The sequence below is a fragment of the Pseudomonas sp. S10E 269 genome (assembly GCF_002798465.1).
Classification (GTDB): Bacteria; Pseudomonadota; Gammaproteobacteria; order Pseudomonadales; family Pseudomonadaceae; genus Aquipseudomonas; species Aquipseudomonas pergaminensis.
On record NZ_PHIJ01000001.1, the window covers coordinates 3,713,157 to 3,737,712 of the forward strand.

Consider the following 24,556-nt stretch of genomic DNA (forward strand, 5'->3'; position numbering starts at 1 on the left):
CGATGCAGACACCTCGGTGTAGCAGATACACCGAGGTGATGCTATCGCAGGCAAGCCAGCTCCCACATTTTTGATCACCTTTCTACAGGTGGATTGCGTCAGGCTTTGGTGACCAGCCCATCCGCCCGGAACATCCCGCGAATCCCGCGCACCGCCTGGCGAATCCGGTCCTGGTTCTCGATCAGCGCAAAGCGCACGTGATCATCGCCATACTCGCCAAAGCCGATGCCCGGCGACACACACACCTTCGCCTCCAGCAGCAACTTCTTGGCAAACTCCAGCGAACCCAGGGCGGCATACTGCTCGGGAATCTTCGCCCAGACGTACATCGACGCCTTCGGATTTTCCACCATCCAGCCCAGTTCATGCAGGCCCTTGACCAGCACATTGCGGCGTTGGCGGTACTGCTCGGCGATGTCTTTCACGCATTGCTGGTCGCCTTCGAGTGCCGCAATGGCTGCCACCTGCAGCGGGGTGAAGGTGCCGTAGTCGTGGTAACTCTTGATCCGCGCCAGGGCGTTGACCAGTTCCGGGTTGCCGACCATGAAGCCGATGCGCCAGCCGGCCATGTTGTAGCTCTTGGACAGGGTGAAAAACTCCACCGCGATGTCCTTGGCACCGGGCACCTGCATGATCGACGGGGCCTTCCAGCCGTCGTAGACGATGTCGGCATAGGCCAGGTCATGCACCACCAGCACGTCGTACTGCTTGGCCAGCGCAATCACGCGCTCGAAGAAGTCCAGTTCCACGCACTGCGCGGTCGGGTTGGACGGGAAACCGAGGATCATCATCTTCGGCTTGGGGATCGAGCCGCGAATTGCGCGTTCCAGTTCGGCGAAGAAATCCACGCCCGGAATCAGCGGCACCGAGCGCACCTGGGCGCCGGCAATCACGGCACCGTAGATGTGAATCGGGTAGCTGGGGTTGGGCACCAGTACGGTGTCGCCCTGGTCCAGGGTGGCCAGCATCAAGTGCGCCAGGCCTTCCTTGGAACCGATGGTGACGATGGCTTCCGACTCGGGGTCGATGTCCACTTCATAGCGGTCCTTGTACCAGCGCGAAATAGCCCGGCGCAGACGCGGAATGCCTTTGGAGGTGGAGTAGCCGTGGGTGTCTTCGCGCTGGGCGACGGTGACCATTTTCTCCACGATGTGGGGAGGCGTGGCGCCGTCTGGGTTACCCATGCTCAAGTCGATGATGTCTTCGCCGCGCCGACGCGCAGCCATCTTCAGCTCGGCAGTGATATTGAAAACATACGGGGGGAGTCGATCTATGCGCGCAAAGCGGCGCGGCGAACCTTGGTCGGCCATTGTTGCCTCGAGAGTACGTAAGCGCCCGGAACCGTCCGAGCGACGTCGGCCACTGCGGTGGCCTGCGGGGCAGACAATACGGTCGATGATGGCCAGTTGTCCAGATGCGCAGGAAAATTTTCTGCATGGAGTACAGCGTGGATATGCCCCTATACTCGATGCGGGTTTGTTCCCTCATAAGAAGGAGACTGTTCGTATGGATCAGCAGACAAAACAACCGTTAGAGCCACGCATGGAAGCCGGTAAAGCCCTGGTGATCGCCGGGGTGCAAGGGCGTTATTCGAAGGCCACCGTGGGCGATATCCCCAAGCTGTGGGAGTTGTTCGACACCTGCATTAAGGACATCAAAAAGCGCGTGGGCGGTGTGACTTATGGTGTTTGCCATAACCCCAAGCATGGCGAATTCGACTACATGGCCGGGGTCGAAGTCCCCACCAAAGGCGACGTACCAAGCAACTTCGAGTCCATCGAGATTCCGCCGCTCAACTATGCCGTGTTCGCGCATTACGGGCCGGTGCAGGCACTGGAGCAAACGTACGAGCGCATCATGTTCGAATGGCTGCCGCATTCAGGCTACAAGGTGATGGGCGCGGATTTCGAGCGCTACAGCGCCGACTTTGACGCGCGCAAAGGCACCGGTACGGTAGAGATCTGGCTGCCCGTGGGCGAACGAGGCTGACCACGACCGCGTAGGAGCCGGCAAGCCGGCTCCTGCAGTGGTATCAATACAGCGTGCTTCTGACTCGCTCGGGCATCTCCCGGTCATAGGCTTCGGCGTCAAACTGCCCATCGTTGAGCCGCTTGTGAAACGCCCCCGCCGACGGCAATGCCGAGCGGTCCAGATGCTTCTCGGGGTTCCAGCAGTCCGAGCGCACAAACGCCTTGGAGCAGTGGAAATATGCGGCCTCCACCTGCACCAGAATCACCGAGCGCGCTGGCTTGCCGTTCACTGCAAAACTCTCCAGCAGCTGCGGCTCGATGGAAATCTGCGCCCGGCCGTTCACACGCAAGGTCTCGCCGACCCCCGGGATGATGAACAGCAACGCAATGCGCGGGTCCTGCACCAGGTTGCGCAGGGTATCCAGGCGATTGTTCCCCGGCCGGTCCGGGATCGCCAAGGTGCGCTCATCCACAATCCGCACAAACCCCGGCACATCTCCGCGCGGAGAACCGTCGATACCCTCCGGCCCGGACGAACTCACCACCACCAACGGCGAAGCCCGCACCATGGCCTGGTAGTCCTCGTTGAGAAACGGAATTTCCTTGCGCACGGCGCGCTCGTGGGGAAGGCCGTAGAGGGTTTCGAGTTGTTCGAGGGTTGTCAGCATGCTTACCACCTCCTTATCGTTCAAAATACTAACGCCAGCCGGCGTTCATACCCAATACGCCCCTTATACGCCTCCCCGCTGTCCACCCACCCAGCTCTCAGATACAACCCCATCGCCGCCACATTGTCCGCGTCCACCGACAATTCCAGGCCCTTGATCTGCGGCCACGCTTCCAGTGCTGCCGCCGGTAGGGCTTGCAAGCAGGCATTGCCGAATCCGCGCCCTTGTTGATGCCGATCCACCTGCAACGCGTGCAAGGTCGCGCTGTGTTCATCGGCCCAGTGGGGCAGGCAGGGTGGGCGTTTGAGCAGCAGGAAGGCCACGGGCAGGTCTTCGGCGAGCAGGGCGAAGCCTTTGATGGCGCCGGGGTTGGGGTTGACCAGCAGGCTGTTCAGCGCACAGTAGATATCACCGGAGTACGCCAGTTGCTCGGGATGCACTTGCAGGGTGTCGAGTTGCTGTTTCTGCACAAGGCTCAGCGTCTCATAGGGGACGAGGCGGGTTTCCATCGGTGGCGCATCCGAAATCCTACAAAGAGGCGTGGATTCTAGCGGGTTTGCCGGGGGCGAAATTATTTTTCAGTGGCTTGTCGATTTGCCGCTGGCTTGTTCGATTAAGGGTGTATTCCGCGCTTTTCCACCCGAAGGAGTCTCACCATGAGCACCGCCATCAGCACCCTGATCGAGCAATGGAAACACGCCGTCACCGCCAAGGACGTCGACAAAATTGTTAGCTTCTACGCCGACGATATCGTCGCGTTCGACGCCGTTAGCGCCCTGCAATTCAAGGGCAAGGCCGCCTACCAGGCGCATTGGAAGGCGTGCATGGAGTTCTGCCCTGGCCCCGGCGTGTTTGACTTTCATGAGCTGCAGATCGTCGTCGCAGACGACAGCGCCTTTGCCCACTGGCTTGCCCACTGCGGTGGCACCGGGCCGGATGGCGTGCTTAAGACCTGCTGGATGCGTGTGACGGCCGGTTACCAGCGCATCAATGGCCAGTGGAAGGTGGTGCATGAGCACTGGTCTGCACCGTTCGACATGGCAACCGGCGCCGGTCTGTTTGACCTGAAACCTTGACCACCGCGATCTATAGTCAGTAGTCCGAAAACGGAGAACGCCATGAAATACCTGTGCCTGGTCTACAGCGACGAAGCGTTGCTGCACAGCCTGCCCGACAGCCCCAAGGACCCGGAATGCCATGCTTACGCCGAAGCCGTTCACGGCAGTGGGCGCATGCTGGCCGCCGAAGCGCTGGAGTCGGTCGTCACCGCCACCACCGTGCGCATGCGCAATGGCAAGCTGTCGATCACCGACGGGCCGTTTGCCGAAACCAAGGAGCAGCTCGCCGGCTTCTACCTGATCGAGGCGCGGGATTTGAACGAAGCGATCCAGGTGGCCGGCGGTATTCCGGCTGCCCGGGTTGGCAGTGTGGAAGTGCGCCCCGTGCGCGAATTGAATCTCTGAACAACAACCATAAGACTCAAGAGGTTTACCCCATGTCTACGCAACCTGCCGAGTTTGAACTGTCCATCAGCCGCGTCATCGATGCACCGCGCAGCCGCGTGTTCCGTGCCTGGACCGAGCCCAGCTTGCTCCAGCAATGGTGGGGCCCCCACGGCATGACCACCCCCGAGTGCGAAATGAACCTGTGGGTCGGTGGCCTGTTCCGCACCCTGATGCGCGCGCCCGACGGCGCCGAATACCCGACCCAAGGCGTGTTCCTGGAAATCGTCGCGCCACGGCGGCTGGTGTTCACGGACGCCTTCGCGCCGGGCTGGATTCCGTCGGGCAAGCCGTTCATGACCGCCGAAGTGACCCTGCAGGAAGTCGAAGGCAACAAGACCCTCTACACCGCCCGCGCCATGCACTGGAGCGCCGAAGACAAACAGGCGCATGAAGCCATGGGCTTTCACGATGGCTGGGGCCAGAGCCTGGACCGCCTGGTGACGCTGGTGACCCAGGGCATGGGCGATTGACCCTCGCGATCGATGCTCTCTACCGCAGCGAATCGCGCCGGGTACTGGCGACGCTGATTCGCTTGCTGGGCGACTTCGATTTGGCCGAGGAGGCCCTGCACGAGGCCTTTCTGGTCGCGGTGCAACGGTGGCCGCGGGACGGTGTGCCGGACAATCCACGGGCGTGGCTGGTGTCCACTGGGCGCTTCAAGGCCATCGACCGGCTGCGCCGCCAGGCCCGTTTTACCCCGCTGTTGCAGGAGCAGGCCGACGCACTGGAGGCGGCTGACTGGAGTGACGAAGACGTGGAAGACGACCGCCTGCGCCTGATCTTCACCTGCTGCCACCCGGCGCTGGCGGCGGATGCCCAGGCCGCGTTGACCTTACGTGAGATCTGCGACCTCACCACCGAGGAAATCGCCCGGGCATTCCTGGCCACGCCCACCACCATTGCCCAGCGCATCGTGCGGGCCAAGGGCAAGATCCGCGAGGCGAAAATCCCTTATCAGGTGCCATCCCGTGATGAGTTGCCCGAGCGACTGGACAGCGTGTTACGGGTGATTTACCTGGTGTTCAATGAAGGGTATTCGGCGTCCATGGGCGCTGACCTGACCCGTGAAGAGTTGACGCGCGAAGCCATTCGACTGGGGCGGTTGCTCATGGAGTTGCTGCCCGAGCCGGAAGTGATGGGGCTGCTGGCGCTGATGCTGTTGCATGAATCCCGCCGCGCGGCGCGCACCTCGGCCAACGGAGAGTTGGTGCTGCTGAATGAGCAGGACCGCTCGCTGTGGGACACAGCCCTGATTGCCGAAGGCTGCGCGTTGGCAGAGCACGCGCTGGGCACTCGGCGCTTTGGCCCGTATGGCTTGCAGGCGGCCATCGCGGCAGTGCATGCCGAAGCCACGCGTGCAGATGAAACGGACTGGCCGCAAATCGTCGGGCTCTACGATGTGTTGCTCAGGGCCGTGCCCTCACCGGTGATCGAACTGAACCGCGCCGTGGCGCTGGCCATGCGGGATGGGCCGTTGGCAGGGTTGCAGCAGGTGGAGGGGATTTTGGCGCGTGGCGAGTTGTTGGAATACCACTTGGCGCATTCGGCGCAGGGCGAGTTTTGTCGGCAATTGGGGCGCGTCGAGGAGGCGCGCGCAGCCTACGAAAAAGCCCTGTCACTGACCCAGCAAGCCCCGGAAAAACACTTCCTCGAAAGGCGCCTGGCCGAGCTGCAGTCCCGTTAACACTGATGGTCCGCATGTAGGCGCTGGCAAGCCAGCTCCCACATCGAACCGCGTTGTTTGCAATATCCGGGTTACGGCTGCTGACGCGTCGCCGCCAACACGATCTCGCGAATGCACACATGCTGCGGTTGCTGGTAGGCATAGGCAATCGCCGAGGCCACGTCATCGGCGCTGAGCACGGTGCCGCCCATGTCCTGTTTCCAGGCTTGGTAGCCGCTCTTGATCGCCTCGTCGGTGGTGTGGCTGAGCAGTTCGGTTTCCACTGCACCCGGGGCGATGGTGATCACGCGTACATTGCTTGGCGACAATTCTTCGCGCAGGTTTTCCGAAATCCCATGCACGGCGAACTTGGTGCCTACATACGCCACGTGATTCGGGAAGGTCTTGCGCCCGGCCACCGAGCTGACGTTGATGATCGTGCCGCCCTTGCGCGCAACCATGCTGCCCGCCACGGCGTGAATGCCGTTGAGCAGGCCCTTCACGTTGACGTCGAGCATCTGCTCCCATTGCGCCGGGTCTTGCTCGCTGACCGCGCCCAACAGCATCACGCCGGCATTGTTGATCAGTGCGTCGGCGGGGCCGAACTGGGCTTCGGCTTCTTGCACCGCGGCGACCAGGGCGGCGCGGTCGGTGATGTCGACGCCACGGTTCAAGGCGTTTGGCAGGCCCAGATCGTTGAGGCGATCAATGCGACGCGCCAGCAACAACAGCGGGTGGCCGGCGGCTGACAATAGGCGGGCGGTGGCTTCGCCAATACCGGAACTGGCGCCGGTAATGATGACCAATGGCTTGTTCATGGGTGGACTCCTGCAATAAGAAAAATCGATAACTGGATCGTGGGCGCAGTATATTTAGCGCCGCCAGGGCTGAAAAATGCCTTATTCCTCTGTCAGCCATCGGATTCAGCTATGGATGTTCGTCACCTCAAGGCATTTCTCGCGGTCTTTGAAGAACGCAATATCACTGCCGCAGCCCAGCGTTTGTTTATCAGCCAGCCGACCCTGTCGGTGACCATCAAGCAACTGGAAGAGGAGTTGGGCGTGGCGCTGTTCCTGCGCCAGCCGCGTGGTGTGGAGGTCAGCGCCGAAGCGCGGGTGTTGTACCCCCAGGCGCGGCGCATGGTGGCGGAAGCCGAGGGGTTGAGCCGTCTGTTTCGCGGAGGCGAAAATCGCATCGCCCTGGAGCTGGGGGTGGAGGGCGATATTGCCGACAGCCAGATCGAAACCTTCCTGCGCATGGCGCGCCAAGGCCTGCCCGGATTACTGCTGACCTTGCAGGAGGGCTGCCAAGGCGAAGGGCGCCTGGCCGTGGAGGAAATGTGCTGCGAGGACGAATTGTTCCTGCCGCTATGGGAAGAGTCCTACGTGATGGCCTTGCCTGCCGCGCACCCGATGGCGCAGGCGGGAGCGGAACAGGCGTGGGCGCCGATTGAAGACTGGATCACCTGCCCGCAACACGATTCCCATCAACGCTTGATGGCCCTGTACGGTCGCTCGCCGCAATCAGTGGCCGGGCATGCCGGCTCGCTGACCCAGGCCTTGCACATGGTGGCGGCCGGTGTGGGCGTGGCAATGTTGCCGCAGTCATTGGCGGCGGAGCGCGCAGGCGTGGTGATTCGCGAATGGCACCTGCCGGCCCCCACGCGCCGAGTCGGATTGTGCTTCGCCGCGCAAGCACTGGCGTTACCCGCACTACGTGCCCTGCACGAATACTTCCAGACCCACCGCCCGCCGCAACGCGTCGCGGCCTGACCCTATCGAGGGTGCAAGGCCGCTCCCACAGTTTGATCTTTATTGTTTATCAGTAAGTGTTGGTTATTCGATCATCTGGCTCAACATCCAACTGCACGCCGGCCCCGGTGGGTATTGCCGCGACCACAGCGCATCCACGGCCACCGAACGTGGCCAGCCGCGGACATTGAGTTCAACCAGCCCCGCATTGCCGAAACGTTCCACCAGCCAGCGTGGCAATTCCGCCCAGCCAAAGCCGAGTTGCGCCATCTCCATCAGCATTAGAAAACTCGGCGCCGACCACACACGGCCGCAGGGACGCGTTTCGTTGGGGCTGATGATGCTTGCCAGACGCAATTCACGGTGTTGCTGCAGGGTTTGCGGGTCGATGTTTTCTGCGCGGGTCAAGGCGTGGGTGGGCGCGACGAACAGCGCGATTTCCGTGCGTTCGGCCACGGGCGAGCGCGTCAGGTCGGGCGGGTAAACCGCTTGGGCCTCGATAAAGGCAATCTGTGCGCGACCGCTTTGCACCAGGGCGATCAAGTCTTCGCATTCGGCGATCAGCCATTCCAATTCAAGGTCTGGGTAGCGCTGTTCGAAGGCCTTGAGGGCGAGCTCAAAGCGCTCCGACTGGTACGTATCGGACATGGCGATCGTGACCTTCGGCTCCAACCCCTGGGACAACTGACTCGCCGCCAACTCAAGGCGACTGCTGGCCTCCAGCACCTGTTCGGCCCGTTGCAGCAACACATGGCCGGCCGGTGTCAGTGTTGGCTTGCGGCTGCTGCGATCGAACAGCACCACATCCAGGTCAATTTCCAGGCTTGCCACCGCCGCGCTGACGGTTGACTGGCTCTTGCCCAGCTTGCGCGCCGCCGCGGAAAACGAACCCTGGGTGGCCGCCTGGACAAACGCTTGCAACACTTCGTGGGAGGCCATGACTATCGCCTTGATCGATGGTTATTAGTTATGAAGTATCGATTCAAAGGGTAATCATGGCAACCATCACCACTCACGGAGACGGGTTATGCACCCCACCAAGTCGATGACTGAACGTGTTTGCCAAGCTTTGGGTTTCGAAGGCCTGGCCTTGTTGATCTGCACACCGCTGCTGGTCTGGATCACCGGCAGGCCGGCCCTGGAAATGGGCGCGGTGACCTTGGGCCTGAGCCTGCTGGCGCTGACCTGGAACATCATTTTCAACAGCCTGTTTGATCGCCTCAAGGTGCGCCTGCGACTCTCCGGCGGGGGCTGGACGCGGGTGCTGCACGCGCTGATGTTCGAAGGCGGGCTGATCATCGTCGCCGTGCCGTTGATCGCCGCCTGGCTGAATATCAGCCTGATGCAGGCGTTCATGCTGGATATCGGGGTGCTGCTGTTCTTCCTGCCGTACACCTATGTGTATCACTGGGGGTATGACGTACTGCGGGAAAAATTCATGCAACGCCGCGCACTGGCCCTGTAGGAGCCGGCAAGGGCGTGAGCGAGGCCACGAAGTCGAGGAACGCCCGCACTTTGGCGGCGGGCAAATGCCGCGACGGGTAGTAGGCGTACAACGGAAAGCGCTCGTCCGGCCAGTCGGGGAATAAGTCCACCAGGGCGCCGCTGTTCAGCGCCGGCGCCAGGCCGAGGTCGAGCATCTGCGCCACCGCATGGCCGTGCTCGCACACGCTGTACAAGGTGCTGGCATCGTTGACCACCAGGCGGCCGTCAGTGCGCACGGTCATCTGTTCGCCGGGCCGGTGGAATTCCCAGGCAAACGGGCGACCGGTCTGAGAGTCGCGAAAGTCCAGGCACATGTGCCCGGTTTCCAGCGCTTGCGGCGTATTCGGCCGACCGTATTGCGCAAGGTAAGCGGGGGAGGCCAGGGTGAGCACGCGCACTTCCATCAGCTTGCGTGCGATCAACGAAGACGATTGCGGGATACCAAAGCGGATCGCCAGGTCGAAGCCGTCGGCCACCAGGTCGCCGAGTTGGTCGCGGGTGTGCAGGTCCAGTTGCAGGTGTGGGTACTGGCGCATGAAGTCGCCCAGTACCGGGCCCAAGACCAGTCGCGAAAAATAGGGGTCGATATTCACCCGCAGGCGCCCGCGCACGGTCAGTGCACTGTCGGCGGCGGCGTTGGCGGCCTCTTCAAGGCCGGCCAGCAGCGGGGCGATTTCCTGATAGAAACGTCGCCCCTCATCGGTCAGTTGTACCGAGCGGGTGGTGCGGTCGAACAGGCGGATGCCCAGGCGTTTTTCCAGGCGTGAAATCGCGCGGCTGACCCCCGAGGGGGTCATGTCCAGGCTGTCGGCGGCGCGGGCGAAACTGCCGCTGTCGACCACCGCTGCCAACACGCCCATGCCACCGGCCAAGCCTGGATCAAAACTCATCGATGATTGCCCGTCAGTGATCTGAAGGCATTGATGCTAGCGCAGAATGTTTAAAGAAACATGCCGCCCGAGGCCTCGATGCGCTGCCCGGTGATCCAGTTGCTGCCATCGGCCAGCAAAGTGGAAATCGCGCCGCCAATGTCGTCTGGCAAACCGGCGCGACCCAGGGCGGTGTTGTTGGCGACCATCGTATTGAGCGCCGCATTGTCGCGCACGGCGCCGCCGCCGAAGTCGGTTTCGATGGCGCCGGGCGCGAGGATGTTCACGGTGATCCCACGGCCGCCCAACTCCTTGGCCTGATAGCGGGTCAGCACTTCCATCGCACCTTTCATCGACGCATACGCCGCATACCCCGGCAGGCTGAATCGCGCCAGACCGCTGGAAATATTGATGATACGCCCGCCATCGCTAATCAGCGGCAGCAGTTTTTGCGTGAGGAAAAACGGCGCCTTGAAGTGAATCGCCACCAGTTGGTCGAACTGCGCTTCGGTGGTCTCGGCAAAGCTGGCGTGGGCGCCGATGCCGGCGTTGTTGATCAGAAAGTTGAAGTGATCCTGTGCAAATACATCCTTGAGCAAGCGGCCGACTTCACCGACAAAGCCATCGAAGCTGCCACTTTGCCTCACATCCAGTTGCAACATGGCGGCCCGGCCACCCAGTGCTTGAACCTGTTCGACCACCGCTTGGGCTTCAGCCGCCGCGCTGTGGTAAGTGCCGATAATGTCAACGCCCTGCGCCGCCAGGTGCAACGCGGCGCTTTTGCCCAGGCCACGGCTGGCGCCGGTGATGAGTGCGATTTTACGGGTCATGGTGCGGTCCTCTCAGGTGATCAGTGGGGCCCAGTGTATTTATTCGCCCATAACGTGATAAATAGCGCTATACCGGAATCACTGGCCGGATAAGGCGAACAATCCCATGAACAAACTTGAGCTGCTGCGCACCTTCGTGCGCGTCACCGAACTGTCGAGTTTTACCCAGGCCGGCGAGAGCTTGGGCCTGCCGCGCTCTACCGTGTCGGAACATGTGCAAGCGCTGGAAGAGTTGCTCGGCGCGCGTTTGCTGCAACGCACCACGCGCAAGGTGCAGGCGACCCAGGATGGGCGTGTGCTGTATGAGCGCAGCAAGGACTTGCTGGCGCACATGGAAGAGTTGGAAGGGTTGTTTCGCCAGGATGAGGCGCAACTGACCGGGCGGATTCGCGTGGACATGCCCAACGTGATGGCGCGCGGCATGATTCTGCCGCACCTGCCGCTGTTCATGGAACGCCATCCGCTGATCCAGATGGAAATCAGCAGCTCGGACCGCCAGGTCGACCTGATCGCCGAAGGTTTCGACTGCGTGTTGCGCGTAGGCGCCCAGCCCGATCAAACCGTGGTGGCGCGCCGGGTGTGCAGCATGCCGATGGTCAACTGCGCGAGCCCGGCCTACCTGCAGCGCTACGGTGTGCCGCAGACCCTGGCGGACTTGGCGGATCATCAATTGGTGCATTACGTACGGCCGTTGGGCGCTCGCTCATCCGGCTTCGAATACCTGTCGGGCGGCAAAGTGCTGCGGGTGCCGATGGCCGGGCGTGTCACCGTCAACAGCACGGATGCTTATCAAGCGGCGTGCCTGGGCGGCTTCGGCATTACCCAGGTGCCGTTGCTGGGGATACGCACCTTGTTGGCCAATGGAGAACTGGTGTCGGTGCTGCCGGATTACCCGGCGCCGCCGTTGGACGTGTCATTGCTGTACGCCGGCCAGCGTCACTTGCCGTTGCGGGTGCGGGTGTTCATGGACTGGTTGGCGGCGACGTTGCAAGCCCACCTTTAACGCCGCGCCGACAATTGCTGCGGTGCCAGGAACGCGTCGTGGAAGTAATCGCGCACCGCCTGCATCGCCGGGGTGAACGCGCGTTCGCGGTGCCAGGCCAGGCCGACGCTCATCGGTGTGACGGGGTCGGTGACGGTCAGGGTTTCGATGCGCTTGCCCTCCAGCGACCAGGGCCGATGCACCAGGTCTGACAGGATTGCCACACCGCTGCCATTGGCGACCATGCTGCGCACCGCCTCCACCGAACTGGTGCGCAGGCGCACCTTGGGCGTCTGCCCGGCTTGTTCCCAATAACGCATGGCGCTGTGTTCGGCCTCGTCGACGGTGAGCAGGATGTAAGGCTCCTGGGCCACATCCGCCAGGCTTACGGCGCCGCGTTCGCACAGGGGATGATGGCTGGGCAGCCATAGGCGGCGCTCCGAATTGAACAGGATTTCCGAGACGATATCCGGGTGAGTGAGGTTGGCAGTAAGTACCACCGCCATGTCGAACTGGCCGTCGAGCAGCCCTTGTTCGATGGCCTGACGTTCCTGCTCAAAGACTTCGATGGTTACGTCCGGGTGCCAGTGTTCCATGCGCTGCAAGTGGTGCGGCAGGAAATAGCCAAGCACCGTGTAGCTGGCGGCCAGGCGCAGCACGCCGCTGGCACGGTAGTCGGGCAGCGGGCTGTTCAAGGCATCGTCGACACTGCGCAGGATCACGTAGGCACGGTTGAGAAAGTGCCGGCCCGCGTCGGTCAGGTTCATGCCCTGGGCTGAGCGCACGAACAACTGCACACCGAGCATGGCTTCCAGTTCCTTGATCGCCGTGGTCACCGCCGACTGGGAGATGTTCAGGTGGATGGCCGCCTGGGAAATCTGGCCGATTTCGGCGGTGGCGACGAAATAACGTATTTGGCGCAAGGTCAAGGACATAGCGGTATCTGTTTTTCAGAAGATGGGTCATCTGATAATAGATCTTCCCAAGGGGTCAAGCCGCAGCCTACTTTTCCAGCATCACTTAGGCGGAGCGACTCTGATGCAGGCAGTGGATTTCAACTCGGACATGGGCGAAGGCTTCGGCCCCTGGACCATCGGCGACGGTGTCGACGCGGAGCTGATGGCCTATATCAGCTCGGCCAACATCGCCACCGGCTTTCACGCCGGCGACCCCGGCACCATGCGCCGTACTGTCGAACGCGCCAAGCAACTGGGCGTGGCCATTGGCGCACATCCAGGCTTTCGGGACCTGGTCGGCTTCGGTCGTCGTCACATCAACGCCCCGGCCCAGGAGTTGGTCGACGACATGCTCTACCAGCTCGGCGCCCTGCGCGAAATCGCCCGCGCCCAAGGCCTGACCCTGCAACACATCAAGCCCCACGGTGCGCTGTACATGCACCTGGCCCGTGATGAAGAAGCGGCGCGCCTGTTGGTGCAAAACCTGCGCATCATCGAGCCCACGTTGCGGCTGTACTGCATGCCCAACTCGGTAATCTGGCGCATTGCCACGGAGCTGGGGCAGCCGGTGGTGCGCGAGTTTTATGCTGACCGTGAGTACGACCTGACGGGCTCCATCGTGTTTACCCGCACCGTGCGGGCGTTGGATCCTGCAACGGTGGCGGCGCGCGTCCTGCGCGCCTGTCAGACCGGGCTTGTGCGAACGGTAGAAGGCGAAGACCTGTTCATCGAATTCGATTCCATCTGCCTGCACAGCGACACCCCCGGTGCGCTGGAGTTGGTGGAAGCCACCCGCGAAGCCTTGGACCAAGCCGGCATCACGGTCAAAACACCCCAATAAAAACGGTCCCCTATTTTTTTCGCCTGCCTTTCTACAATGATTCCAAGAGGAACAGACATGGCTGAAACGTCCCCCATCCGCTACAGCTTCGGCGGTGATGAACACCTGTTTGCCGAGGTCAGCGACAGCATGTCCCTGGAGGCCTTTTTCAAAGGCATGGCGGTGACCCGTGCAGTCGAGCGCCTGGCGCTGGAAGGCGTGCTGGATGTGTGCCTGGCCAATGCGTCGTTCCAGATTCGCTTCGACCCCGACCGCATCGCGCCCCACATATTGCTTGATGCGGTGCAGACCGCCGAAGCCCAGGCCGTGGCCGAACGCACCCTGCGCACGCGCATCATCGAAATCCCGGTGCTCTACAACGACCCCTGGACCCATGAAACCCTCATGCGCTTTCGCGACCGCCATCAAGACCCCAGCGGCACCGACCTGGAGTACGCCGCCCGCATCAACGGCCTGGCCGATGTCGACGCGTTCATTGCCGCCCACAGCGGTGCGCCGTGGTTTGTGTCGATGGTCGGCTTTGTCGCAGGCTTGCCGTTCATGTTCCAGATGGTCGAGCGCGAGCGCCAATTGCAGGTGCCCAAGTACCTGCGCCCGCGCACCGACACGCCAAAGCTCACCCTCGGCCATGGCGGCTGTTTTGGTTGCATCTACTCGGTGCGCGGTGCCGGCGGTTACCAGATGTTTGGCGTGACCCCGGCGCCCATCTACGACCCGTCGCAGCAGTTGGCGTACCTGAAGGAACACATGGTGTTCTTCCGCCCCGGCGATATCGTGCAGTTCAAACCCATGGACCGTGACGCCTATGACCAGGCAGTGACTGAAGTGGACGCAGGACGTTTCGACCTGCGCATCCGCCCGGTGGAATTTTCCCTCGATGCCTTTCTCGCCGACCCCACCGGCTATCCGAAAACCCTGCAGGAGGCGCTGGCATGATCAAGGTCCTCAAACCCGGCCTCGCCACCTCCGTGCAGGACCTTGGCCGCGAAGGTTACTACCACTTGGGCATCCCGCCGTCAGGTGCGCTGGACCAGTACGCGCTGAGTGCGGCCAACCACCTGGTGGGTAACCCGGCCAGTGCGGCGGGCCTGGAATGCACGCTGATCGGCCCCGAGCTGGAGTTTCAGCAGGACGCGCTGGTGGCCCTCAGCGGTGCCTTGATGTCGCCGCGCCTGGACGGTGAAGTGGTGCACCAGGACACCGCGTTCCAGGTGCGCGCCGGGCAGGTCTTGCGCTTTGAATTTCCCAAGGCCGGCGCCCGCACCTACCTTGCAGTGGCCGGTGGTATCGACGTGCCATTGGTGCTTGGCAGCCGCTCCACCTACACCCTCGGCGCACTCGGCGGGTTTCACGGTCGACGCTTGCAGGAGGGCGATGAATTGCCCATAGGTGAAGCCAGCGGCACGGGCCGGGCGGGCAACAGCCTGCCGATGGCGTTGCGCCGGTCAGTGGGTGGTGACGTGACCCTGCGCGTGGTGCCGGGGCTGTATTACGAGCGCCTCACTGATGCGGCCAAGAGCAGCTTCTTTGCCGAGCCGTGGACCGTGGGTTCCGAAGCCGACCGTATCGGCTATCGCTTCAAAGGTGGCAGTGCCTTGAGTTTCCAGCCACGGGAGCAGCCGTTTGGCGCGGGGTCGGATCCGTCGAACATCGTCGACAGTTGCTACCCGATTGGCTCGATCCAGGTACCGGCCGGCCTGGAGCCGATCGTGTTGCATCGAGACGCGGTGTCGGGCGGTGGCTACGCGATGATCGGCACGGTGATCAGCGCCGACCTGGACCTGATCGGGCAAATGCAGCCGAACCAGCGCGCGGGGTTTGTGCCGGTGACGCTGGAGGAAGCGTTGGAGGCAAGGCGGGTGTACAAAAAACGGCTGAAGGCTATGACTGGGCTTTTCAATCACTGAAGAAATACAAATCCAAATGTGGGAGCGGGCTTGCTCGCGAATGCGGTGGATCAGTCAATTAATAGGCTGACTGACACTCCGCATTCGCGAGCAAGCCCGCTCCCACATTGTTGCCCTGTGTGGTGTCAGAAGAGTTGGGTGAACAGCCAGTACAGGCTGCCCGAAAGCAGGATGGCCGCCGGCAACGTCAGCACCCACGCCATCGCCAGGTTGCGGATCGTGCGCATCTGCAACCCGCCTCCGTTCGCGACCATAGTCCCCGCCACACCCGACGACAACACGTGGGTGGTCGACACCGGCAACCCATACATGTCCGCCGCGCCGATGGTCAGCATTGCCACCATTTCTGCCGAGGCGCCCTGGGCGTAGGTCAGGTGTGTCTTGCCGATCTTCTCGCCGACGGTCACCACGATGCGCTTCCAGCCCACCATGGTGCCCAGGCCCAACGCGATGGCCACGGCGATCTTCACCCACAGCGGAATGAAGCGCGTGGCGCTGTCGATCTGCTGCTTGAACAGTTGCAGCTTGCCCTGGGTGTCGGCATCGAAGTTGCCGACCTTGCCCTTGTCCATCAGGCGAATGGTTTCACTGGTCAGGTACATGTCGTTACGCACGTTGCCGACGGCCTCCGCAGGCACCTTGGCCAGGGAGCCGTAGCCTTTGACCTCGTCACCGATCTGCCCGGCCAGGGCTGCGAGAGCCGGCACCAGTTCGGCCGTGGGCTCCTTGGTGCGCACATAGGTCGAGAGAATCGGACGCGGATCGCCGGTCAGCGCTTGTGGTGCGCTTTTCACCAGGGCGACCTGGGTGACTTCGGCCACGGCCGCGAACTGCAACGACTGCTCGGCCGGCATGGTGCGGTTCAGCGCGTAGGCCATCGGCAGGGTGCCTACCAGGATCAGCATGATCAGGCCCATGCCTTTTTGCCCATCGTTGGAACCGTGGGCAAAAGACACGCCGGTGCAGGTGGCAATCAGCATGCCGCGTATCCACCACGGCGGCGGGGTGTCGCCTTTTGGCGCCTTGTACAGCGCGCGGTTCTTGACGAAGGCACGCAGGGCCAGCAACAGCATCGCCGCAAACGCAAAGCCGATCAGCGGCGACAGCAACAAGGCATAGCCGATCTTGATCGCCTGGCTCCAGTCCACACCGCTGGTGCCGTCACGCCCGTGCATCAAGGCATTTGCCACGCCCACGCCGATGATCGAGCCGATCAGGGTATGGGACGAGGACGCCGGCAAACCCAGCCACCAGGTGCCGAGGTTCCACAGGATTGCCGCGATCAACAGGGCGAAGATCATCGCGAAACCGGCCGACGAGCCCACCTGCAAAATCAGCTCGACCGGCAACAGCGCAATGATCCCGAAGGCCACCGCGCCACTGGAAAGCAATACGCCGAGGAAGTTGAAAAAGCCCGACCACACCACCGCAAAATGCGGCGGCAGCGAGTTGGTGTAGATCACCGTCGCCACGGCGTTGGCGGTGTCGTGGAAGCCGTTGACGAATTCGAAACCCAGGGCGATCAACAGCGCCACACCCAGCAGCAAGAACGGTGTCCAGGTGGTGAGTTGGGCGCCCATTTCATGCATGTCGTGCATCAGGCTGTAGGCGGTGAACAGCAGGCCCATGGCGAGCACGGCGAAGAAGATGATCACTGTCACCAGGCTGGGCTTCTTGTCCAGCCTGGGTTTGGGGGCAGCAGGTGAGGCGTGGGGGGAGGCAGTCAGGGAAGGGGTGGCCATGCCGGGGCATCCAGTGTGGGGAGGATGTCGTTCATAGTCATTGCAGAATGTTACAGAGATGCTGCCATACATCAGTGTTTAGGTGATTGAGTTGGCCGCTGGTCAGTAATCCTTGCGCTTTCTGAAGGCCCAGCGCCCGGCGATCAATGTGAAGGTCGCGACGAGCGCCACCAGAATCCAGAAGCCTTCCGGGTCCTGGGAAAGCGGCACACCGCCCACGTTCATGCCAAAAAAGCCGGCGATGATGTTGATCGGCAACGCCAGCACTGTCACCACGGTAAGGGTGAACAGCGTGCGGTTGCTTTGCTCGTTAAGGTTGGCGGCAATTTCTTCCTGCAACAGCTTGATGCGTTCGCCCAGGGCCATCAAGTCGTTGATGATCAGCGCAAACTCCTCGGTGGATTTGCGCAGCTCCTTCACGTCTTCCTTCTGCAGCCACTGTGGTGGCCGGTTGAGCAGGCGCAGCAGCGAGCCCGGCTCCAGCGCCAGCAGGCGTTGCAGGCGCACCAGCACTCGGCGCGCCGCACCGAGTTCGGCGCGGTTGGTAGACAGGCGCGAAGACAGCAACTGGTCTTCGATATGGTCGACGCTGATGCTGGTCTTGCGCACGATCTGGGTCAGCACCTCACCCTGGTCGCGCAGCAGGTGCACCAGCAGGGCCAGCGGCGAGCGAAAGCTTTCACCGGCTTTCACCGACGAGCGCAGCTTGTCCACCGAGTGCAGCGGTTGCAGGCGCGCGCTGATGAGCAAGCGACTGCGGGCGCAGACCCATAGCGTGGAAATATCCGACGAGACCATGCTGCTGAAGTTGAACACCACGTCGTTGACCACCGCCAACAAGGCCGAGTCGACGTGCTCGATGCGCGTGGAACGCGAGCCTTCATGCAGGGCTTCGAAGAACTCTTCCGGCAGGTCCAGGTTTGCCTGCATCCAGCGCTCGCACGCCGCGTGGGCGAGGTTCAGGTGCAGCCACAAAAATTCTTCCGGGTCGTCTGGTTGCCGCAGCGCCTGGAGCGCGGTGGCTGAATCGATCTGCTCGCCCTTTTCACCGGGGCGAAAGCGGAAACCGTAAAGCAAGCCAAACAGGTCGGAGTCCTGGTGGCTGTGGTCAATGCTGTGGTTCATGAGGGCTCGCAGGAGAAGCGCCCGTAGGAGATTTTACAGGTTCGCATGCGCAAATCATTGCAAGGAGATTTGACAGTTTTGTGACCGTTTACTGAGTTGACGGCCCGCCTGGGCGCTTGATCAGGCCGTTGGCAGGCGGAACGTAAATACAGTGCCGTGCTCGGCGCTGGTGGAGACGCTCAATTCACCGCCGTGGGCGTCGGCAATCTGCTTGACGATATACAACCCCAGCCCCAGGCCGGCCTGGGGTGTGTCCTTGGCGGGGCGTGAGTAGGGCTCGAACAGGCGGGGCAAGGCCAATGCGTCGATTTGCCCGGGGTTCTTGACGGTCAGGTTGAAATGGCCTTGCTCGATCTTTGCCGTGACTTCCACCGGCCCATCGTGACGGCCATGGTGGATGGCATTCGCGACCAGGTTGGAGAGCAACTGCGCCAGGCGGTCGCGGTCGCCACTTACGCCCTGCAGGTCGCCGATGTCCGCGTGGATCAGCCGTTGCGGGTGCACGCTTTGCACTTCCGAGACCACATGCAGCAAGGCCTCCTGCAAACCCAGGCAATCGCTGATGTTCAGCGGGATGCCGCTGCCCAGGCGGCCACGGGCAAAGTCCAGCAAGTCTTCGACCAACTGCGCGGCGCGGCGACCGCTGGCGAGGATATGGCGTACGAGGGTGTCGGTGGCCGGGTCGGGGAATTTGCGCAGCAGCCGCTCGGCACCGAAATTGATCGCGAACAGCGGGTTGCGCAGGTCGTGGCCGAGCACGGCAATGAATTGCTCGCGCAGTTCGGCGGTGCCACGCTCTTCCTGCAATTGCGCTTGGGTGTGAAGCGCGGCTTCCTCGGCTTCGATCTGCAGGGACAGCACCCGGGCGAATGACTCCATAGTCGACTGGATGCTGCTGCTGCGCAGGTCGGCCGGGTGGGGGTCGAGGGCGCAGATAGTGCCGAAGAACCTGCCGTCGGTGCGGAACACTGGCACCGAAATATAGCTTTCGAATTGGTAGAGGCGCGGGGTGTGGTGGTCGTGGTAGAGCGGGTCTTCGCTGGCCTTGTCGATCACCACGGACACATGGGAGCCGCGAATTTCGTGGCAGATCGTGGTGGTGAGGTCCAGTTCACCGCCCACACCGAGGCCGAAGTCCAGTTGGTCGAGCACAGCGCAGGCGGTCCAGGTGTCGTCGGTCACCCGCGCTACGGCGGCAAAGCGCAGGCCGGTCATTTCGCTGATGACCTTGAGCATCGCGGGGACGGCACTGATGCGGCCAATGGTGGCGATGTCGGCGGCTTTTTGCCCCATGCAGCACTCTCGATCCGGAAGGTGGTGAGCGTTATGCCCCGGCCAATGAGTGGGATTTTAGCGACCTTGTGGGTTGTAGGTGTAATTTCATTCGTTAAGTAGGGATTTTCCTATGCGCGGGCACAAAAAAGCCGCGCTACCCGAAGGCGCGCGGCGTTGAATGAAGCGGTGACTCAGCTGTCGATCTTGTCTTCCAGCACAGCACCGGTCTTGGCGTCGAGCTTCACTTCAAACTTCTTGCCGGCGGTGTCGGTCAGGTCGACTTCGTAGACCAGTACGCCGCTGTTGTTATGGTCCAACTCAGTGTCAGTGATGGTGGCACCCGCGTGTTTGGCCACGGCGGCAGCATTGAGTTTTTCGAAAGGCATCACTGCGCCGGACTTGACCAGGCCTTCAATCTGGTCTGGACGAACATCGGCCTGGGCCAGGCCAGCGGTCAGGGTCAGGGCGGTAGCGGCGAACAAAGCGGTCAGGGTTTTCATGGTGTGTGTCCTTCTCTGGTGAGCTGTTTAAGTGGGGCCAGATTAACCAGCGCAACTTAATTCACCCTTAATTAATTCAAACAGTTGCGCAGTTTGTTCAATCCGCCAGGCGCGGGGGATTTCATGCTGGAGGCTCACTTGAAGGGAGACTCGGCATGAAACGGTTAGTGAGTTGGATCTATGCGCCGGCATTTCTGTTCGGCTTTATTGGCTGCGGACTGTGGCAGCCAGACACGCTGATTTTGCTGTTCATTGCAGCGGTTGGGGTGTCGTTCCTGGTGGAGCAGTGGTTGCCTTATGAACCGCAGTGGAATCGCAGCCTGGGCGATCGTCGGCGCGACACGTTGCACGCCCTCGTCAATGAAAGCCTGAATGCCGTGGGCTTGTTGATCTTGCCGGGGCTTACCGCGCTGTTGGCGATTGAAGGCCTATGGCCGCGCGGTTGGCCGCTGTGGGAGCAACTGCTGATGGCGATTGTGCTGGCCGATGCCGGTATCACCTTGATGCATTACGCCAGCCACCGCATTGCCGCGCTGTGGCGCCTGCATGCGGTGCATCACAGCGTGCAGCGGCTCTACGGCTTCAACGGCGTGATGAAGCACCCCCTGCACCAGATGATCGAGGCCACGGCAGGTCTGTTGCCGTTGATCCTGCTGGGTATTCCCTTGGACGTTGCACAACTGTTGGCGCTGGCCATTGCCCTGCAATTGCTGTTGCAGCATTCCAACGTCGACATGCGCCTGGGGCCGTTGCGTTGGGTGTTCGCCTGGGCGCCGGTGCACCGGTTTCACCACATGAAGTACGGTCGCGCCGGGGATGTGAATTTCGGGCTGTTCTTCAACCTGTGGGACTGGCTGCTGGGCACGGCGTTTTATCGCGAGGGCTATCGGATGGGGCCGGGGGACTTGGGGATTGGCAGCCGGCCGAATTTTCCGCGGGCGTATGGGGCGCAGCTGTGTGATCCGTTCAGGCCGGTTGGCCTGAGCAAGGAACCACCACTGCCGGACGATTTACGTTAACAGCTGAACATCCAGCTGGCGCAATGAGGCCGCCGCTGTCACACCAAACAACTGCTTCATGGTCCGCGAGAAATGTGCTGAATCAGCAAAGCCCGCGCCGTGGGCGGCCTCGGTCAATGTGCCGCCAGCCAGCGCCAGTTGCAGGGCGATGCGCAACCGTCGCCACAGCACCAGCCGGCGCACGGGCAAGCCGAGTTGATCGCAGAACAGCCGCTCCAGTTGGCTTAATGACAGGTGCGCGGCCTGGGCCAGGGCCTGGGCTGACACTTTGCCGGTGAGTTGTTGATCCAGTGCGGCGAGCGCACGCGCCAGGCGTGGATCATCCAGGCTGCGCCGGGGGAGTTGGCGCAAGGCCTCAAGCGACAGGTCCTGGTGCAGCAGAGGGGCGATATCAAACACGGCAGGTTCGGCATACAGCACCGTGACCTCACCTTGAGTTTCAAGAATGGCGTGAGCCTGTCGCGAAGGGATAAACAGGCGATGGGCCGAAGTGACCTGCCCCTCCAGGCTGACCGTGATCGGCGCGCCGGGGCAGACCATCAACTGGTGGGCGTAGTGCGCATGGGGCGCGGTGCGCCCCAGCTCGCCGACGATCAGGCCGTAGTCACGCCCCAACCACAGGCGGCCTGACCATTCGGCCTTCACTCAGTACTTATAGTCGTTCAGCAGGTCCTGCACGCTGGACGACGGCCAGCGCTTGTAGAACTTCAGCAGTTCGGCGGCACGGTTGGTGAAGATGCCATCGACGCCGGCCTTCATCACTTTCTCGAAGTCCACCGGCTCATCGACGGTGTAGACGTGCACCAGCAAGCCTTTGTCGTGGGTCAGCTTGTTCATTTCCGGTTTGACCAGGTCCGAATAGCTCTGGTCGCCGTGGTCTGTCAGCTCAGCCGAGGGACCGGTGCCGATGGCGCCAAGGCTCTTGGCTTCGTCGACCCACTTTTCGAACTCGGCCGCGTCTTTCGGCTCTTGCTTGGCGTAGTAGGCGGCCTTGGTGGTTTCGCCGGATTCAGCAAATGTCTGCTTGTTCTTCGGCTCGATGCTGCCTTCACCCACCCACAGCAACAGGATCTTCGGGGTGTTGGGCATTTCTTTCTGCAGCTCTTTCAGGCTCGCCACTTCGAAAGTTTGCAGCACCACGCGACCCTTGCCCTGGCCGACGCCGGTGTTGCTCTTGCCCAGCTTGGAGCCGGCGGAGCTCAGCCAGCCTTTGTCCAGGAGCTTGTTCTTGAGGTCGGCTTCGATGCCCGGGAATTGCTTGGGCTCCTTGGTTTCGATGTACAGGCCGGGTTTGTGCTGCGGGTTGCCTTCGGCGATCTTGATGATGTCGTCCAGGCTCTGGATTTTCAGGCCGACGAAACCTGGGCGCGCGCGGTCCGGGTAGGCGGCGTTGAACCAGCTGCCGGCGTCGAGGGTTTGCAGTTCTTTCCAGGTGAACTCGTTGGCCGGGGCGTCCTTGCGGTCGGGGAACTTGGTGGCCACGTCGGTGGTGCGCTGCAGGTTGTTGTCATGCAGGGCGAACAGCACGCCGTCCTTGCTGCGCTGCAGGTCCATTTCCAGGTAATCGGCACCCAGGTCGCGGGCGACCTTGTAGGCGGCGGCGGTGGACTCGGGGGCATCAAAGGACGCGCCACGGTGGGCGATCACGGCCGGGTACGGAATGCCTTCGTTTGTCGCCAATTCAGCCGGGCTGATCGGGTCTTGCGCATGTGCCTGGCCAAGGCCGAGCATCAGGGCGAGCAGCAGGGCGCTCTTGGTAAACGTGACAGGCATATGCGAAGTCCTTTCGTGGAGGTAGCTTTGAGAAGGCCTCCTTTTTAACAATTGATTGCGAAAGGCGCTATCACCAAACCGACATTAACGTGCGCACGGGCAAAATTTTCGGGTTTTTAAAGGAGGCATTGCAGTATTCTTGGCCGCAGCTGCCCCGTCAGAGGGCGGTACTTCCCGCCACGCGTGTAAACCATCTTTCCAGTCCCAGTGGGACTTTTCAGTGAGGTTTACCATGCGCATCACTTCCGAGCTTATCTGCCAGGCCGCCGACCAACTCCACGGTTTTGTTGGCCTCAACCGCAAGACGGGCCAGTACATCGTGCGTTTCAGCGAAGATTCCTTCGGCATGGACGTGGCCGATGACGGCATCATCCCCACCGCCGAATTCGTCTGGCTACCGGCCCCGGAGCAGACCATGACGCTGTCCCGCGAACGCATCCAGTTGCTGCTGGACCAGAACATCGACGACCGCATCAATATCACCGAGCCGCTGCGGGTGTATATGCGGCGCGTGGAGATCCCGCAGATCAGTGCGTTGCGCAGTCTGGTGAGCTAGCCCTGTGGCGCTCGGCTTTTTTTGGCAGGCGTACTTGTTGTGGTGAGCGGGCTTGTCGAATCGTAGGCCCGTTCGACTTTGCATACCCGGGTCTGGAAGGCCGAGTACCAAGTGGCGCGCCCCTGTTCGCGCACCGCCTGGTGCTCGGCCTGCTGCTTCCAGGCCAGGATCGCCGCTTCACTCTCCCAGTACGACACGGTGATGCCCAGGCCGTCTTCCCGTGCGGACTCCACGCCGATGAACCCCGGTTGTTCACGCGCCAGTTCCAGCATGCGGCTGGCCGCCTGGCCGTAGCCTTGATCGCCTTCGGTGCGCAGTGAGCTGAAGATCACCGCGTAATAGGGCGGCGAAGGTGTGCGGGCGATCATTCGGACGTCGCCTGACAAGCTTTGAGCAGGGCCACCGCCAAGGGCGGGGTAATACCTTGCAGCGCGGCGCGTTCGGGTTGGAAGAGGGTGGCGACGAAGAACGGGTGGTCGAGCAGTTCCACCGCGCGCAGGTCGCCAGCCGAATCATGGCCGCTGGGGATCAGGTCGCCTTCGAGCAGGGCATCGAGGAACTCGGGGTTCACGCCGTAACGGCAGCGATAACCTTCCTGCACATCCAGGGTGCCATAGGCCTCGGCGATCCGGGTGTAGGGTGCCAGGCGCACGGTGTCGGTGGCCTCCACCAGGGCACAGCTCAGTGGCGCGATCACGGCGCGCTTGGCCTGCGGCGCGAGTTCGCCATGCTCGGCATCCTTCCAGCCCAGGACATTGCGCGCGTATTCCAGCACGGCATGCTGAAAACCGCCGCACGTGCCGAGGAACGGTCGGCGTTGCTCGCGGGCAAACCGGATCGCCCGCATTGCGCCGTCAGTGTCGCGGTAAGGGCTGGCGGGGACGCACCAGAAACCGTCGAAGTCATGCAGTGATTGGGGCAGGTTATCGGTGTCGAGCCACCGCACGTGCACCCCCAGGCCGAGGCTCTCGGCCGCCTGTTGCAGCGCCACGGGGATGGCCTGGTGGGCGATGACATCGGGGTTGTAATCGCCGATCAGGGCGAGGTGCAGAGGCGTGGATTTCATCGTGTACATCCCATGGCTTGTGGTGTCCTGAGGCGCACTATAGATTGGCGCTCACGCAATCAATATTGGCGTT

29 protein-coding genes are annotated in these 24,556 nt (G+C 62.1%); 13 read left to right on the plus strand and 16 right to left on the minus strand.

What is annotated here, in order from left to right; genetic code table 11:
* Nucleotides 1-98 precede the first annotated feature (98 nt).
* Nucleotides 99-1,310 (minus strand): alanine transaminase, encoded by a 1,212-nt coding sequence (alaC, locus tag CWC48_RS17255; RefSeq protein WP_078049940.1) that lies wholly within the window; start codon nucleotides 1,308-1,310, stop codon nucleotides 99-101.
* 196 nt (nucleotides 1,311-1,506) lie between these two features.
* Here alaC and CWC48_RS17260 point away from each other — a divergent pair, with 196 nt between their 5' ends.
* Nucleotides 1,507-1,989 carry a GyrI-like domain-containing protein gene (locus tag CWC48_RS17260; protein ID WP_100492250.1) on the plus strand — a complete coding sequence of 161 codons (483 nt, stop codon included), beginning with the start codon at nucleotides 1,507-1,509 and terminating at the stop codon, nucleotides 1,987-1,989.
* A gap of 43 nt (nucleotides 1,990-2,032) precedes the next feature.
* On the opposite strand, the gene CWC48_RS17265 is transcribed toward CWC48_RS17260, so the two are convergent.
* Nucleotides 2,033-2,638: a pyridoxamine 5'-phosphate oxidase family protein gene (locus CWC48_RS17265; RefSeq protein WP_099494331.1), complete on the minus strand. Its 606-nt coding sequence runs from the start codon at nucleotides 2,636-2,638 to the stop codon at nucleotides 2,033-2,035.
* A gap of 20 nt (nucleotides 2,639-2,658) precedes the next feature.
* Nucleotides 2,659-3,147 (minus strand): N-acetyltransferase, encoded by a 489-nt coding sequence (locus CWC48_RS17270; RefSeq protein ID WP_100492251.1) that lies wholly within the window; start codon nucleotides 3,145-3,147, stop codon nucleotides 2,659-2,661.
* Nucleotides 3,148-3,294: 147 nt separating this feature from the next.
* On the opposite strand from CWC48_RS17270, the gene CWC48_RS17275 reads away from it, so the two are divergent.
* The 4 genes from CWC48_RS17275 to CWC48_RS17290 are packed head-to-tail and all read left to right on the plus strand — an operon-like array spanning nucleotide 3,295 to nucleotide 5,827.
* Complete coding sequence (locus tag CWC48_RS17275) at nucleotides 3,295-3,714, plus strand: nuclear transport factor 2 family protein (RefSeq protein WP_100492252.1); 420 nt, start codon at nucleotides 3,295-3,297, stop codon at nucleotides 3,712-3,714.
* Between the two features lie 42 nt (nucleotides 3,715-3,756).
* Entirely contained in the window at nucleotides 3,757-4,101 is a 345-nt protein-coding gene (locus CWC48_RS17280) for a YciI family protein (RefSeq protein WP_100492253.1), read from the plus strand.
* Between the two features lie 32 nt (nucleotides 4,102-4,133).
* A complete protein-coding gene (locus tag CWC48_RS17285; protein ID WP_078049934.1) occupies nucleotides 4,134-4,613 on the plus strand; it encodes an SRPBCC family protein in 480 nt (159 codons plus the stop codon).
* A complete protein-coding gene (locus tag CWC48_RS17290) occupies nucleotides 4,610-5,827 on the plus strand; it encodes an RNA polymerase sigma factor (protein ID WP_100492254.1) in 1,218 nt (405 codons plus the stop codon). Before CWC48_RS17285 ends, CWC48_RS17290 begins: the two co-directional genes overlap by 4 nt.
* Nucleotides 5,828-5,898: 71 nt before the next feature.
* On the opposite strand, the gene CWC48_RS17295 is transcribed toward CWC48_RS17290, so the two are convergent.
* On the minus strand, nucleotides 5,899-6,624 hold the full coding sequence (locus CWC48_RS17295) for an SDR family oxidoreductase (protein WP_100492255.1): 726 nt from the start codon (nucleotides 6,622-6,624) through the stop codon (nucleotides 5,899-5,901).
* A gap of 111 nt (nucleotides 6,625-6,735) precedes the next feature.
* Between CWC48_RS17295 and CWC48_RS17300 the strand changes: the two genes are divergently transcribed.
* Nucleotides 6,736-7,578 (plus strand): LysR family transcriptional regulator, encoded by an 843-nt coding sequence (locus CWC48_RS17300; RefSeq protein ID WP_100492256.1) that lies wholly within the window; start codon nucleotides 6,736-6,738, stop codon nucleotides 7,576-7,578.
* Nucleotides 7,579-7,641: 63 nt separating this feature from the next.
* Here CWC48_RS17300 and CWC48_RS17305 read toward each other — a convergent pair whose 3' ends face one another.
* Entirely contained in the window at nucleotides 7,642-8,496 is an 855-nt protein-coding gene (locus tag CWC48_RS17305; RefSeq protein WP_078049930.1) for a LysR family transcriptional regulator, read from the minus strand.
* An 88-nt stretch (nucleotides 8,497-8,584) separates the two neighbouring features.
* On the opposite strand from CWC48_RS17305, the gene CWC48_RS17310 reads away from it, so the two are divergent.
* On the plus strand, nucleotides 8,585-9,022 hold the full coding sequence (locus tag CWC48_RS17310) for a multidrug/biocide efflux PACE transporter (protein ID WP_078049929.1): 438 nt from the start codon (nucleotides 8,585-8,587) through the stop codon (nucleotides 9,020-9,022).
* Here CWC48_RS17310 and CWC48_RS17315 read toward each other — a convergent pair.
* Nucleotides 8,994-9,932 (minus strand): LysR family transcriptional regulator, encoded by a 939-nt coding sequence (locus tag CWC48_RS17315; RefSeq protein WP_100492257.1) that lies wholly within the window; start codon nucleotides 9,930-9,932, stop codon nucleotides 8,994-8,996. The genes CWC48_RS17310 and CWC48_RS17315 overlap by 29 nt on opposite strands.
* Nucleotides 9,933-9,982: 50 nt before the next feature.
* Nucleotides 9,983-10,741: an SDR family NAD(P)-dependent oxidoreductase gene (locus CWC48_RS17320; RefSeq protein ID WP_099494338.1), complete on the minus strand. Its 759-nt coding sequence runs from the start codon at nucleotides 10,739-10,741 to the stop codon at nucleotides 9,983-9,985.
* A 106-nt stretch (nucleotides 10,742-10,847) separates the two neighbouring features.
* Between CWC48_RS17320 and CWC48_RS17325 the strand changes: the two genes are divergently transcribed.
* A complete protein-coding gene (locus tag CWC48_RS17325) occupies nucleotides 10,848-11,744 on the plus strand; it encodes a LysR family transcriptional regulator (RefSeq protein ID WP_100492258.1) in 897 nt (298 codons plus the stop codon).
* Here CWC48_RS17325 and CWC48_RS17330 read toward each other — a convergent pair.
* Nucleotides 11,741-12,658, minus strand: a complete 918-nt coding sequence (locus tag CWC48_RS17330; RefSeq protein ID WP_078049925.1) for a LysR family transcriptional regulator — start codon at nucleotides 12,656-12,658, stop codon at nucleotides 11,741-11,743. The genes CWC48_RS17325 and CWC48_RS17330 overlap by 4 nt on opposite strands.
* Nucleotides 12,659-12,761: 103 nt before the next feature.
* On the opposite strand from CWC48_RS17330, the gene CWC48_RS17335 reads away from it, so the two are divergent.
* Genes CWC48_RS17335 through CWC48_RS17345 form a run of 3 tightly spaced genes read left to right on the plus strand, consistent with a single transcriptional unit; the run spans nucleotide 12,762 to nucleotide 15,427 of the window.
* Nucleotides 12,762-13,520 (plus strand): 5-oxoprolinase subunit PxpA, encoded by a 759-nt coding sequence (locus tag CWC48_RS17335; protein ID WP_099494341.1) that lies wholly within the window; start codon nucleotides 12,762-12,764, stop codon nucleotides 13,518-13,520.
* Nucleotides 13,521-13,577: 57 nt separating this feature from the next.
* On the plus strand, nucleotides 13,578-14,456 hold the full coding sequence (locus tag CWC48_RS17340) for an allophanate hydrolase subunit 1 (protein WP_100492259.1): 879 nt from the start codon (nucleotides 13,578-13,580) through the stop codon (nucleotides 14,454-14,456).
* Entirely contained in the window at nucleotides 14,453-15,427 is a 975-nt protein-coding gene (locus CWC48_RS17345; RefSeq protein ID WP_078049922.1) for a biotin-dependent carboxyltransferase family protein, read from the plus strand. The genes CWC48_RS17340 and CWC48_RS17345 overlap by 4 nt, the downstream gene beginning before the upstream one ends.
* Nucleotides 15,428-15,552: 125 nt before the next feature.
* On the opposite strand, the gene CWC48_RS17350 is transcribed toward CWC48_RS17345, so the two are convergent.
* From CWC48_RS17350 to CWC48_RS17365, 4 genes are all read right to left on the minus strand, one after another.
* Entirely contained in the window at nucleotides 15,553-17,169 is a 1,617-nt protein-coding gene (locus CWC48_RS17350) for an inorganic phosphate transporter (protein WP_100492260.1), read from the minus strand.
* Nucleotides 17,170-17,271: 102 nt separating this feature from the next.
* Entirely contained in the window at nucleotides 17,272-18,294 is a 1,023-nt protein-coding gene (locus CWC48_RS17355; protein ID WP_078049920.1) for a transporter, read from the minus strand.
* A gap of 120 nt (nucleotides 18,295-18,414) precedes the next feature.
* Complete coding sequence (locus CWC48_RS17360; protein ID WP_100492261.1) at nucleotides 18,415-19,587, minus strand: GAF domain-containing sensor histidine kinase; 1,173 nt, start codon at nucleotides 19,585-19,587, stop codon at nucleotides 18,415-18,417.
* A gap of 173 nt (nucleotides 19,588-19,760) precedes the next feature.
* Entirely contained in the window at nucleotides 19,761-20,069 is a 309-nt protein-coding gene (locus CWC48_RS17365) for a PepSY domain-containing protein (protein WP_078049918.1), read from the minus strand.
* 155 nt (nucleotides 20,070-20,224) lie between these two features.
* Between CWC48_RS17365 and CWC48_RS17370 the strand changes: the two genes are divergently transcribed.
* A complete protein-coding gene (locus CWC48_RS17370) occupies nucleotides 20,225-21,088 on the plus strand; it encodes a sterol desaturase family protein (protein WP_100492262.1) in 864 nt (287 codons plus the stop codon).
* Here CWC48_RS17370 and CWC48_RS17375 read toward each other — a convergent pair.
* Together CWC48_RS17375 and CWC48_RS17380 are read right to left on the minus strand one after the other, a co-directional pair.
* Complete coding sequence (locus CWC48_RS17375; RefSeq protein WP_100492263.1) at nucleotides 21,080-21,733, minus strand: AraC family transcriptional regulator; 654 nt, start codon at nucleotides 21,731-21,733, stop codon at nucleotides 21,080-21,082. The genes CWC48_RS17370 and CWC48_RS17375 overlap by 9 nt on opposite strands.
* Complete coding sequence (locus CWC48_RS17380) at nucleotides 21,734-22,861, minus strand: glycerophosphodiester phosphodiesterase family protein (protein ID WP_078049915.1); 1,128 nt, start codon at nucleotides 22,859-22,861, stop codon at nucleotides 21,734-21,736.
* Between the two features lie 232 nt (nucleotides 22,862-23,093).
* On the opposite strand from CWC48_RS17380, the gene CWC48_RS17385 reads away from it, so the two are divergent.
* On the plus strand, nucleotides 23,094-23,417 hold the full coding sequence (locus tag CWC48_RS17385) for a DUF2025 family protein (RefSeq protein WP_032891062.1): 324 nt from the start codon (nucleotides 23,094-23,096) through the stop codon (nucleotides 23,415-23,417).
* On the opposite strand, the gene CWC48_RS17390 is transcribed toward CWC48_RS17385, so the two are convergent.
* Nucleotides 23,414-23,785, minus strand: a complete 372-nt coding sequence (locus CWC48_RS17390) for an antibiotic biosynthesis monooxygenase (RefSeq protein ID WP_078049914.1) — start codon at nucleotides 23,783-23,785, stop codon at nucleotides 23,414-23,416. The genes CWC48_RS17385 and CWC48_RS17390 overlap by 4 nt on opposite strands.
* Entirely contained in the window at nucleotides 23,782-24,483 is a 702-nt protein-coding gene (locus tag CWC48_RS17395) for a CTP synthase (RefSeq protein WP_177409495.1), read from the minus strand. Before CWC48_RS17395 ends, CWC48_RS17390 begins: the two co-directional genes overlap by 4 nt.
* Nucleotides 24,484-24,556: the final 73 nt, after the last annotated feature.